This window comes from Mycobacterium ulcerans subsp. shinshuense, from assembly GCF_002355775.1.
Taxonomy (GTDB): domain Bacteria; phylum Actinomycetota; class Actinomycetes; order Mycobacteriales; family Mycobacteriaceae; genus Mycobacterium; species Mycobacterium marinum.
On sequence record NZ_AP017624.1, the window covers coordinates 460,157 to 472,088 of the forward strand.

General features: G+C 65.1%; 11 protein-coding genes and 1 pseudogene. 5 read left to right on the forward strand and 7 right to left on the reverse strand.

Going from position 1 to position 11,932, the window contains the following annotated elements; translation table 11 throughout:
* Positions 1-48 precede the first annotated feature (48 nt).
* Genes SHTP_RS02165 through SHTP_RS02185 form a run of 5 tightly spaced genes read right to left on the reverse strand, consistent with a single transcriptional unit; the run spans position 49 to position 4,587 of the window.
* Positions 49-459 carry a nuclear transport factor 2 family protein gene (locus SHTP_RS02165; protein WP_012396534.1) on the reverse strand — a complete coding sequence of 137 codons (411 nt, stop codon included), beginning with the start codon at positions 457-459 and terminating at the stop codon, positions 49-51.
* The gene (locus SHTP_RS02170; protein ID WP_096372273.1) at positions 456-1,337 is read right to left on the reverse strand and encodes a TIGR03619 family F420-dependent LLM class oxidoreductase; all 882 of its coding nucleotides are present in this window, start codon (positions 1,335-1,337) and stop codon (positions 456-458) included. The genes SHTP_RS02165 and SHTP_RS02170 overlap by 4 nt, the downstream gene beginning before the upstream one ends.
* A gap of 5 nt (positions 1,338-1,342) precedes the next feature.
* Positions 1,343-2,521 (reverse strand): thiolase family protein, encoded by a 1,179-nt coding sequence (locus tag SHTP_RS02175; protein ID WP_096369641.1) that lies wholly within the window; start codon positions 2,519-2,521, stop codon positions 1,343-1,345.
* Entirely contained in the window at positions 2,521-3,582 is a 1,062-nt protein-coding gene (locus SHTP_RS02180; protein ID WP_096369642.1) for a thiolase family protein, read from the reverse strand. The genes SHTP_RS02175 and SHTP_RS02180 overlap by 1 nt, the downstream gene beginning before the upstream one ends.
* A 15-nt stretch (positions 3,583-3,597) precedes the next feature.
* On the reverse strand, positions 3,598-4,587 hold the full coding sequence (locus SHTP_RS02185) for a Zn-ribbon domain-containing OB-fold protein (RefSeq protein WP_096369643.1): 990 nt from the start codon (positions 4,585-4,587) through the stop codon (positions 3,598-3,600).
* 70 nt (positions 4,588-4,657) lie between these two features.
* Between SHTP_RS02185 and SHTP_RS02190 the strand changes: the two are divergent.
* Positions 4,658-5,696, forward strand: a pseudogene (locus SHTP_RS02190) (LLM class F420-dependent oxidoreductase).
* 60 nt (positions 5,697-5,756) lie between these two features.
* On the opposite strand, the gene SHTP_RS02195 reads toward SHTP_RS02190, so the two are convergent.
* Positions 5,757-6,467: an acetoacetate decarboxylase family protein gene (locus SHTP_RS02195; RefSeq protein ID WP_096369644.1), complete on the reverse strand. Its 711-nt coding sequence runs from the start codon at positions 6,465-6,467 to the stop codon at positions 5,757-5,759.
* A gap of 29 nt (positions 6,468-6,496) precedes the next feature.
* On the opposite strand from SHTP_RS02195, the gene SHTP_RS02200 reads away from it, so the two are divergent.
* Positions 6,497-7,702 (forward strand): cytochrome P450, encoded by a 1,206-nt coding sequence (locus SHTP_RS02200; RefSeq protein WP_096372274.1) that lies wholly within the window; start codon positions 6,497-6,499, stop codon positions 7,700-7,702.
* A gap of 17 nt (positions 7,703-7,719) precedes the next feature.
* On the opposite strand, the gene SHTP_RS02205 is transcribed toward SHTP_RS02200, so the two are convergent.
* Entirely contained in the window at positions 7,720-8,562 is an 843-nt protein-coding gene (locus tag SHTP_RS02205) for a crotonase/enoyl-CoA hydratase family protein (protein ID WP_096372275.1), read from the reverse strand.
* 46 nt (positions 8,563-8,608) lie between these two features.
* On the opposite strand from SHTP_RS02205, the gene SHTP_RS02210 reads away from it, so the two are divergent.
* The 3 genes from SHTP_RS02210 to SHTP_RS02220 are packed head-to-tail and all read left to right on the forward strand — an operon-like array spanning position 8,609 to position 11,925.
* The gene (locus tag SHTP_RS02210; protein ID WP_096369645.1) at positions 8,609-10,261 is read left to right on the forward strand and encodes an acyl-CoA synthetase; all 1,653 of its coding nucleotides are present in this window, start codon (positions 8,609-8,611) and stop codon (positions 10,259-10,261) included.
* A gap of 13 nt (positions 10,262-10,274) precedes the next feature.
* A complete protein-coding gene (locus SHTP_RS02215; protein WP_096369646.1) occupies positions 10,275-11,042 on the forward strand; it encodes a fructosamine kinase family protein in 768 nt (255 codons plus the stop codon).
* 52 nt (positions 11,043-11,094) lie between these two features.
* Positions 11,095-11,925 (forward strand): amidohydrolase family protein, encoded by an 831-nt coding sequence (locus SHTP_RS02220; RefSeq protein ID WP_015357364.1) that lies wholly within the window; start codon positions 11,095-11,097, stop codon positions 11,923-11,925.
* The last annotated feature ends 7 nt before the right edge of the window (positions 11,926-11,932 follow it).

Consider the following 11,932-nt stretch of genomic DNA (forward strand, 5'->3'; position numbering starts at 1 on the left):
GTCGGCATACCCGGTGCGATGCCTAAATGGGGGCGCTGGCGCGGCCGGCTAAGCCTTTCTGGTGGTCGCGGCGGCCCGGTCCATCTCCCAGTAGGCGCGCAGGGCCACCAATTGTCCCGCGTCGTTGGCCTTGTAGGTGAACACACCTTCCGCCGTGACCTGGTAGTCACCGGTGGTGATCAGGATGTGGCCGACGTTGGCCTCCTCGTTGCCGCACTGGTAAGTGTCGCGGAAGAAAAACTCGATTCTGGTGGTGGGCTCGATCGCCTTGTCCCAAAAGGCTGATATCGCGGCACGGCCCCGGTGACCCTTTCCCTCGGGATCGAAGGCGGACGGGCCGATGGGGTCTTCGACGACCGCGTCGTCGGCGAACACTGCCAGCCAGGCTTGCTTGTCGCGGGCCGTGACCGCTTCCCGGGATCTGCGGCCGGCTTCGTGGGCGGGATGTGTGGAACTCACGCGGCTTGCCACCCGGAGTGGATATACGTATCGGCAAAGCGCTTCATCGAGTCCTGCTTCTTGCCCAGCGGCGCGTCGAACCCCAAGCCGTCAAAGACCCACGGTATGACGATGTTGTCGGTCACCCCGGCCTCGGCGAGCTCGCGGTGGCCCTGCACTCCGAACTTGTCGATGCACACCGCCTGAAACTCGAATGGTTGCTCGGCTCGCCCATATTCGGCGCGCAGTTGGTTGAGCTTTCCGATGGTTTCGGCCAGCTGCTCACCGGTCATCATCGCGCTGGTCCAGCCGTCGCCGATGCGGGCTGCGCGACGCAGCGCCACGTCGGTATGCCCACCGACGTAAAACGGCACCGGCTCACTGGGGGCCGGGCTCATTTGCAGGCGATCGAAATCGTAGAACTGGCCATGGAACTCGACCATGCCGCCACCGAGCACCAGCTTGATCACGTCGATCATCTCGTCGACTCGCGCGCCGCGGCGCCGGTACGGAACACCGCACCACTCGAACTCTTCCGGCGCCCAGCCGATCCCGACACCGAAGCCGAAGCGGTTGTTGGTCAGGTTGGCCACCGAGCCGACCTGACGGGCCAGCAGCAGCGGATTGCGGGACCCGAGCTTGAGCACATTGGTGTAGAAGCGCAGCTTCGAAGTGGCCGCCCCCATCGCGGCGGCCGCGATCAGGGGATCTACCCACGGTGTGTCCTGGTTCCACATCCGCGAACCGTCGGGGGTGTAGGGATAGTCGGCGGCGGCCTTCTCCATGTAGAACAGGGAATCCGGCAACGCGATCGAGTCGAGTCCGACTTCCTCGGCGGTCTTGGCGATGCCGATCAGCTCATCGATCGGGCCCATCGCGATGCTGACGGTGTATTTCATCGGACTCATGGCTTGTCGGCCCCCACCACCCACATGGAGTAATACTGCGAGCCGCCGCCGTATGCGTGACCCAGGGCTTTCCGGGCATTGGGCACTTGGTGATCGCCGCCCTTGCCCATCACCTGGATAGCCGCCTCGGCGAAACGAATCAACCCCGAGGCGCCGATGGGGTTGGATGAGAGCACGCCGCCGGACGGGTTCACCGGCAACCGCCCGCCGATCGCGGTCTCACCGGCCTCGGTGAGCTTCCAGCCCTCGCCCTCGGGCATAAACCCAAGGTTTTCCAACCACATTGGTTCGAACCAGGAGAACGGGACATAGATCTCGGCGGCATCGATCTCATCGATCGGACTGGTGATTCCGGCCGCTTTCCACAGCGCCGCGGCCGCGTCACGGCCGGCCTGGGGGCTGACTTGGTCGCGTCCGGAGTATGCCAGCGGTTCGGTGCGCAGTGCGGTCGCGTGGATCCATGCCACCGGGTGCCCATCGGCAACGCGCGCATCGGCGATTTCCTCATTGCCGATCACCACGGCGCAGGCGCCGTCCGACGACGGGCAGGTCTCGTCGTAGCGGATCGGGTCCCACAACATCGGTGATTGCATCACCTTGTCGAGGGTGATGTCCGGCTGCTGTAGATGTGCGAGCGGGTTGCGGCTGCCGTTGAGCCGGTCCTTCACCGCGACCATTGCGCCGATGTTCGACGGAGCTCCGGAGCGGCGGATGTAGGCGCGCACGTGTGGGGCGAAATAGCCGCCGGCACCGGCGCCGACCGGTTTGATGAAGGGAATCGGAATCGACAAGGCCCACATGGCGTTGGACTCCGACTGCTTCTCCCACGCCATCGCCAGCACGCGGCGATACTTGCCGGACTGGACCAGGCTGGCCGCCACCACACCGGTGGACCCGCCCACCGAGCCCGCCGTGTGCACCCGGATCAGCGGCTTGCCGCTGGCGCCCATGGCATCGGCCATGAACAGCTCCGGCATCATCACGCCCTCGAAGAAATCGGGCGCCTTACCGACCACGACGGCGTCGATGTCGTCGAACGTCGACCCGGAATCTTCCAGCGCCCGATCGATAGCCTCGCGCACCAGGCCGTTCATCGAGACATCTTGGCGCTTGGCGACATACTTGGTCTGTCCGGTACCCAGTACCGCGGCCAGCTGTGCTCGGGCTCCGGCCATCAGTTGTTCCCTTCCATGACCGCGACCAAGTTCTGTTGCAGCGCTGGCCCGCTGGTGGCGTGTGCTAGCACGCGACCGGCTGCACCGTCCCAAATGTGTCGCGCCGCAAAGCCGATGCGTTCGAGGCCGGCGACAAACATCGGGTTGGCCGCCAGCGCTCCGCCGGACGGGTTGACTTTCGTCTTGTCGGTGAGTCCGATCGCCTCGGCGATGATCAGATGCTGGTGGGTGAACGGGGCGTGGATCTCGGCGACGTCGATGCCGGTGTCACCGCCGCTGGCCGCCTTGGCTGAGACGGCGGTGGACGGCGAGACGGTCAGGTCGCGCACGCCCAGCGACGGCGATTCGATGCGGTGCTCGAAACCCGTTATCCACGCTGGCGATTCGCGTAGCTCCCAGGCGCGATCATCGGCGGCCAGGACGATCGCGGCCGCGCCGTCGGTGATCGGCGCGATGTCGTGCCGTCGCAGCGGGTCGTTGAAGAACGGGCGGGCGAGCAGCTCGTCGATGCTCTTGGCCGGCTTCTCGGAGTCGTTTCGTTGCGAGCGGGCGAACGAGTCGAGGGCGACCTGAGCCATTTGCTCGTGGGTCCACTTGCCGGAATCCAGGCCGAGGCGGGCCTGCAATCCCGCCATCGACACCGAGTCCGGCCACAGTGGCGCAACGGTGTAGGGATCGGTCTGCCTCGACAGGATCTGGCGCAGGATGCCCGCCGAGGACTTGCCGAAGCCGTAGACCAGCGCGGTGTCGACCTCGCCGGTCAGGATCTTGATGTAAGCCTCGAAAAGCGCCCAGGCCGCATCCATCTCCACGTGGGATTCATTGATCGGCGGCACGGCGCCGATCGAATCGATCGCAGAGATAAACGAAAATGCTCTTCCGGCTAGGTAATCCGAGGATCCCGAACACCAGAAGCCAATGTCGGACTGGGTGATGCCCAGATCCTCATACAGCTGCGCGAAGCAGGGCATCAGCATTTCGACGCCGTTGGTGGTGCCGTCGGTGCGGCGGACATGCGGGGCGTGGGCAAAGCCGACGACCGCGACATTGCGATCACTCATGTGTGGGTGAGCCCTTTACAGGTGGTGTTTGTAGGTGTCATAGTCGGCGCCCGGTTCCCCGGTCGGCCGGAAATACTCGATGTTGTCGATGCCGAATCCCCACTCCTCGCGGGGCTTCCACACCGCCTCGACGCGCATGCCCATCCGCACTTCGTTGGCGTCGATGTCGGCGACCAGGTGCAGGAACGGAATGTCGGCGCCGTCGAGCAGCACGTAGGCCGCGACGTAGGGCGGCTTGATGCGCTGACCCTGGAACGGGATATTGATGATCGCGAACGTGGTCACCGTGCCCTGGTCCGGCAGTTCGACGAACTCGGTGGTCGGCTGGCCGGTGGCCGGATCGGCCCCGTGCGGCGGGAAGTAAACCTTCCCCTTCGCGCCGGTCCTCGCGCCGAGCAGTTTTCCTTCGGCGATGGCCCTGAGGTAGGCGCTTTCCTCGTGTGAGGCGGTGTGCTGAATCGTCAGCGACACCGGCGTGACGATCATCTTGACCGGATCCTGCTCACTCGGTTCTGCGGGCGGCTCGGCGTCCTCGCCCAGCTTGAAATAGGCGATGTCGGTGATGGCGCCCACCGTCTCGTCGGCCCAGTGCACGTGGACCCTGGCGCCGGTCTTGATCTTGTCCGGCCCGCCCGCATCGACGGCGTGCAGCAGCGGGGTGTCCGCGCCGTCCAGCTTGATCAGCGCCCAGGCGAACGGGCGGTCCAGCGGCTGCCCCGGTAGCGGCTCCGGCTGCCAGGTCCAGGACGCGACTGTGCCGACGGCCGACACCGGTACCATTTCGCCCAACGGTTCGTAGGTGACCGGGTCATACTCCGCCGGCGGCACGTGCACCCTGCCGTCGGATCCACGGACTCCCAGAATCCGGCGCTCGCGCAACGCGGTGAAGAACTCACCGAGGGTGGGCCCTACCGAACGGGTGTAGTCGAAGGACAACGTCAACGGCGCGGAGAGGGGCGGCTCAGGGTGATCGATCAGGGTCGGGCCGCTCGAACTGGCTGTCACGCCTTCGAGTAGAACAGGTTCTAAGAACGGTTTCAACTAGGGCTTTCTTGGGGCCCTGAGAGAGGCAGCGATGAAGCTCGGATTGCAGCTGGGGTATTGGGGCGCGCAGCCTCCCGAGAACGCTGGGGAGTTGGTCGCCGCGGCCGAGGAAGCCGGATTCGATGCCGTCTTCACCGCCGAGGCGTGGGGCTCGGACGCCTACACACCCTTGGCCTGGTGGGGTTCCTCGACCCAGCGGCTGCGGCTGGGCACCTCGGTGATCCAGCTCTCCGCGCGTACTCCGACCGCATGCGCGATGGCGGCGCTGACCCTCGACCACCTCAGTGGTGGCAGGCACATTCTGGGATTGGGCGTGTCCGGTCCCCAGGTGGTGGAGGGCTGGTATGGGCAGCGGTTCCCCAAACCACTGGCCCGCACCCGTGAATACGTCGACATCCTGCGCCAGGTGTGGGCCCGGGAAGGGGTGGTGACCAGCGACGGCCCGCACTACCCGCTGCCGCTGACGGGTGCCGGGACAACCGGCCTGGGTAAGGCGCTCAAGCCCATCACCCACCCATTGCGTGCGGATATCCCGATCATGCTGGGTGCCGAGGGGCCGAAGAACGTCGCACTGGCCGCGGAGATCTGTGACGGCTGGTTGCCCATCTTCATACACGCCCCGGATGGCCGACATGTACAACGAATGGCTGGACGAGGGATTCGCCCGCCCCGGCGCCCGGCGCAGCCGCGCGGACTTCGAGATCTGTGCGACGGCGCAGGTAGTGGTCACCGAGGACCGGCCGGCGGCGTTCGCCGCCATCAAACCGTTCGTGGCTCTCTACATGGGGGGAATGGGAGCCGAGGGCACCAACTTCCACGCCGACGTCTACCGCCGGATGGGCTACGCGGAAGTGGTCGACGACGTCACCAAATTGTTCCGGTCCAACCGCAAGGACGAGGCCGCCGAGATCATCCCCGACGAGCTGGTCGATGACGCCGTGATCGTCGGCGACGCCGACTACGTGCGTAAGCAAATCGAGGTCTGGGAAGCCGCCGGTGTCACCATGATGGTGGTCAGCGCCCGCAGCGTTGAGCAGGTCCGCGAGCTCGCCGGACTTGTTGGAGGCTGATCCACGCGGTTCTTGCCAGGTGATTAGAACACGTTCTAGATTGGCCCGGTGGGGTTGACTTCAGATGGCGTGCGCGTCGCCGAACGTCATCTCCACATTGGCTGCCGATTGGGAAACCAGCGCACGCTTGGGCAGCCCCAGCGAAGCAAGTTCCCTGGCGTAGGGGTGCTCACCCAGATGCAGACGTGCACCGCCCAGCCGGGCGCGCATTCCGGTGATTCGCATTTCCCACGGAATCTCCCGGGTGACCCCGTCCTGGTGAGAGTAGGTCTGGAGCACCTGCGCGCCCCGGGTGGGCACCGCAACGCCGTTGCTGAATTCGATGCCGGCGATCAGCTGCCCGTCCGCGCTGACATCGAAGCTGAACTTCTTGCCCTCGCGGACGTTGAAGTCCGCCATGATCTTCGGGAAGCCCCAGATGGTGCGCCCGGCCTCGAGGGTGAACGACTGGTCGACCGGCAGGTGGTGGATGAACGCCGCGGCCTTGGCCAGCGCTCGCGGTCCACGTGTTTGGACGCCCGGCGGATTCACCATGACCGCGGTGCCGTACTCGTGGTACCGGCCGAGGTCTCCGTCGACATAGCGCACCAGCATCTGCATCACCATCGCCTTGCCGGGCAGGTATTCGCACACCCGCAGCCCGCTGTAGTCGATGAGCTGTTGTGCGGCCACGGCGGGAACCGAGAACATCGCGGAGTGCAGATTGGCTGTGCGGATGCGCACCGGCATGGTGAGCACAGTGCCGGCGATGATGTGTTGAGAGACGGGCATAAGGCTCACTGTAATGCGGAGGAATGGCGATGACTAAGCCGTTGATCAAACGCGACGTCGACCTGACCGACGGCAACTTCTACGCCAGTAGGCAAGCGCGAGAGGCATATCGGTGGATGCGGGCCAATCAGCCCGTCTTCCGTGACCGCAACGGTCTGGCTGCCGCGTCCACCTATCAGGCCGTGATCGATGCCGAGCGGCAGCCCGAACTGTTCTCCAACGCCGGCGGCATCCGTCCCGATCAGGACGCGCTGCCGATGATGATCGACATGGACGACCCGGCACATCTGTTGCGGCGCAAGCTGGTTAACGCGGGTTTTACCCGCAAGCGGGTCAAAGACAAAGAGCACTCGATCGCCCAGCTGTGCGACACGCTAATCGACGCGGTTTGTGAGCGCGGAGAATGCGACTTCGTGCGGGACCTGGCCGCGCCGCTGCCGATGGCGGTCATCGGTGACATGCTCGGGGTGCTCCCCGAACAGCGAGAGATGTTCCTGAGGTGGTCAGACGATCTGGTGACATTCCTCAGTTCCCATGTGTCACAAGAGGATTTCCAGGTCACCATCGACGCCTTCGCCGCCTACAACGACTTCACCCGGGCGACCATCGCCGCGCGCCGCGCCGAGCCTACCGACGACCTGGTCAGCGTGTTGGTCAGTTCGGAAGTCGACGGTGAGCGGCTGAGCGACGACGAACTGGTCATGGAGACGCTGCTGATTCTGATCGGCGGCGACGAGACGACCAGGCACACGCTAAGCGGCGGAAGCGAGCAACTGTTGCGCAACCGCGACCAGTGGGACCTGCTGCAAAGCGACCGAGAGTTGCTGCCGGGCGCCATCGAAGAGATGCTGCGCTGGACCGCGCCGGTGAAAAACATGTGCCGAATGCTGACCGCGGACACCGAGTTTCACGGGACCGCGTTGAGCGAGGGCGAAAAGATCATGCTGCTGTTCGAGTCGGCCAATTTCGACGAGGCGGTGTTCACCGACCCGGAGAAGTTCGACATCCAGCGAAACCCGAACAGCCATTTGGCTTTCGGCTTCGGTACCCACTTCTGCATGGGCAATCAGCTGGCCCGGTTGGAGCTGTCGTTGATGACCGCTCGGGTGGTGCAGCGGCTGCCTGACTTGAGGCTGGCCGATCAGGATTCGCGGTTGCCGCTGCGGCCGGCGAACTTTGTCAGCGGCTTGGAGTCCATGCCGGTCGTCTTCACTCCCAGCCGGCCACTGAGCTGAGCACGCCGAGCGGGAGATCAGCGGTTCTGGAAGTTGGGTTTGCGCTTCTGCGCGAACGCCTGCGGACCTTCTTTGGCGTCGTCGGACAAGAACACCTCGATGCCGATCCGAGTGTCGATCTTGAACGCCTCGTTCTTGTGCATGCCCTCGGTTTCGCGGATGGTGCGCAGGATCGCCTGGACCGCAAGAGGCCCGTTGGCCGCGATGATCTCCGCAATTTCCAGCGCCTTGGTCAGCGCCTGGCCGTCGGGAACGACGTGGCCCACCAGCCCCATCTCCTTGGCCTCCGCGGCAGTGATGTGCCGTCCGGTCAGCAGCAGATCGCAGGCCACCGTGTAGGGGATCTGGCGGACCAGCCGCACCGCCGAGCCGCCCATCGGGTACAGGCTCCACTCGGCCTCCGAGATGCCGAACTTGGCGCTCTCGGCGGCGACGCGAATGTCGGTACCTTGCAGAATCTCGGTTCCGCCGGCGATCGCGGGGCCCTCGACGGCGGCGATCAGCGGCTTTTTCAGCCGGCGGCCCTTCAACAGCGCGTCGATGCGCGACGGGTCGTAGCTGCCGTCCTTGAATGAGTCGCCCGGCGGCTTCTTGGTTGCCGCCTTGAGGTCCATCCCAGCGCAGAAGTAGCCGCCCGCGCCGGTCAGGATGCAGCAGCGGATGTCGGGATCGTTGTCGACGCGATCCCAGGCCTCGACCATGATTTGCATCATTTCGCCACTAAGCGCGTTACGTCGGGACGGGCGATTCATCGTCACGATCAGGGTGTGCCCGCGCTGCTCCACCAGCGCGTCTGGTCCGGACTCCCCGTTTGCTGGCGTCTCGGAAGTATTCGGGGCCACGAGCACCGCCTTTGGCATGACATCGGCCATTCGCTTGTCAAGAAATGTAACACGTTCTAGTTTGGTGGCCGTGGCCCTGAATATTGCCGATCTAGCCGAGCACGCCATCGACGCTGTGCCTGACCGTGTAGCCCTCATCTGCGGCGATGAGCATCTGACCTATGCCCAGCTGGAGGAAAAAGCCAATCGACTGGCGCACCACCTCATCGACCAGGGGGTGCGCAAGGGCGACAAGGTCGGCCTTTACTGCCGAAACCGCATCGAGATTGTCATCGCGATGCTCGGCATCATCAAAGCGGGCGCCATTTTGATCAACGTCAACTTCCGCTACGTCGAGGGGGAGCTGAAGTACCTGTTCGACAACTCCGACATGGTGGCGTTGGTCCACGAGCGTCAGTACGCGGACCGAGTCGCCAACGTGCTGCCGGAAACCCCCAACGTCAAGACGATCCTGGTGGTGCAGGACGGTAGTGACAAGGACTACCAGCGTTACGGCGGTGTGGAGTTTTACTCGGCCATTGCCGACGGCTCGCCCGAGCGAGACTTCGCCGAGCTGCAGCGGGAGCGCAGCGCCGATGACATCTACATCCTCTACACCGGGGGTACCACTGGCTTCCCCAAGGGCGTGATGTGGCGTCACGAGGACATCTACCGGGTGCTGTTCGGCGGAACCGACTTCGCAACCGGCGAATTCATCAAGGACGAATACGATCTGGCCAAAGCCGCCGCCGCGAATCCGCCGATGATCCGCTACCCGATTCCGCCGATGATCCACGGCGCTACCCAGTCGGCTACCTGGATGTCGATCTTCTCCGGTCAAACCACCGTGCTGGCGCCGGAATTCGACGCGGACCAGGTGTGGCGCACCATCAGCGACCGCAAGGTCAATCTGCTGTTCTTCACCGGGGATGCGATGGCGCGTCCGCTGCTCGACGCGCTGATGAAGGACAACGATTACGACTTGTCGTCGTTGTTCCTGTTGGCCAGCACCGCGGCGCTGTTCTCGCCGAGCATCAAGGAGAAGCTGCTCGAGCTGCTGCCGAATCGGGTCATCACCGACTCAATTGGTTCGTCGGAGACCGGCTTTGGCGGCACCAGCATCGTGGGAGCCGGCCAGGCCACCACCGGTGGTCCGCGGGTGACCATCGACCATCGCACCGTGGTACTCGACGAGGAGGGCAACGAGGTCAAACCTGGCTCGGGGGTGCGCGGCATCATCGCCAAGAAGGGCAACATCCCGGTCGGCTACTACAAGGACGAGAAGAAGACCGCCGAGACCTTCAAGACCATCAACGGTGTTCGCTATGCGATCCCCGGCGACTACGCAATGGTCGAGGCGGACGGGACGGTCACCATGCTGGGACGCGGCTCGGTGTCGATCAACAGCGGCGGCGAGAAGATCTACCCCGAAGAGGTCGAGGCGGCGTTGAAGGGCCACCCCGATGTGTTCGACGCCCTGGTGGTCGGTGTGCCGGATCCGCGCTACGGCCAGCACGTGGCGGCCGTGGTGGCGCCCCGGCCGGGCTCTCGTCCGTCGTTGGCGGAGTTGGACGGCTTCGTGCGCAGCGCGATCGCGGGATACAAGGTGCCACGCAGCCTCTGGTTCGTCGACGAGGTCAAGCGTTCACCCGCGGGCAAGCCGGACTACCGCTGGGCCAAGGAGCAGACCGAGGCGCGGCCCGCCGACGATGTGCACGCCGCGCATGTGAACGCATGATGCGCGACGCGGTGTGAGCGACTTCGTCAAGCAGCACTCGGGTGCGCCCGCCGGTTATTTCGCGTGGGAAGCGGCAGGCCTGCGATGGCTTTCCGATGTCGACGGCGGTGTCGCATGTGTGCCGGTGGTTTCGGTGGGCCAGACGAGTCTGACGCTGCGGCGGCTGGAATCCGTGGCCCCCAGCGTTGCGGCGGCGCACGATTTTGGCCGCCGACTGGCCATCACCCACGATGCGGGCGCCCCGGCGTTCGGGGCGGGGCCGCAGGGCTGGGACGGGCCGGGATTCTTCGGGCCGTTGTCGCAGCCACTGCCGATGTCGCTGGCGCGGCACCAACACTGGGGCGACTTTTATGCTCAGGAGCGCCTGGCGCCGATGGCCGAGCTTGCCGCGCCGCGCCTTGGCGCCCCCACCCGCGCCACCATCGAATCCGTCATCACACGTTGTCGCGCAGGTGATTTCGACGACGACGATCGGCCGGCCCGGCGACACGGCGATCTGTGGGGTGGCAACGTGATGTGGACACCCGACGGGGTGGTGCTGATCGACCCCGCCGCGCATGCCGGCCATCGCGAATCCGATCTGGCGATGCTCGCACTGTTCGGCTGCGCGCACTACGAAGCCATCCTCGCCGGCTACCAGCAGCTGCGACCGCTGCGGCCCGGCTGGCGTGGCCGCATCGGACTGCACCAGCTTTACCCGCTGCTGGCGCACGTGGTGCTCTTCGGCGGTGGCCACGTCCAGCGGACCGATGTGGTGGCGCGCGCCGTTCTCGCTGCCTAGCCTCACCTGTCGAAATCACCCACCCTCGCGGGGCGTTAGAGTCTGAAGTGCGATGACGATCGACGCGTGGATGCAGCATCCGACTCAGCGATTCCTGCGCAGCGACATGCTGGCCTCGCTGCGCCGCTGGACCGACAGCTCGATCCCCGAGGCCCAGATCCCCATCGAGGCGACCATTGCATCGATGGATGCCGCCGACGTCGAGTTCGGTCTACTCAGCGCGTGGCGTGGTCCCAATGGTCAGGATCTGGTGTCTAACGACGAGGTTGCGGGGTGGGTCGATCTGCACCCGCAGCGATTCGCCGGGCTGGCGGCGGTAGACCTGGACCGTCCGATGGTCGCGGTTCGCGAGCTGCGAAGCCGAGTCGCTTCGGGGTTCGTCGGTCTGCGGGTGGTGCCCTGGTTGTGGGAGGCGCCGCCCACCGATCGCCGCTATTACCCACTGTTCGCCGAGTGCGTGGAGTCGGGGGTTCCGTTCTGCACCCAAGTCGGGCACACCGGCCCGCTGCGGCCATCGGAGACCGGCCGCCCGATCCCCTACATCGACCAAGTGGCCCTGGACTTCCCGGAGCTGGTGATCGTCTGCGGTCACGTCGGCTACCCGTGGACAGAAGAGATGGTCGCGGTGGCGCGCAAACACGAAAACGTCTACATCGACACGTCGGCCTACACGATCAAGCGGCTGCCGCACGAGTTGATCCGATTCATGAAGACTGGCACCGGACGACGCAAAGTCTTGTTCGGCACCAACTTCCCGATGATCGCTCATGCGCACGCCCTGGCGGGCCTTGACGAACTCGGTCTGGAAGACGAGGCTCGACGCGACTTTCTGCACGGCAACGCCGAGCGGGTCTTCGGGCTCGCGCAACGACCCCCAAGATAAAGGAGTA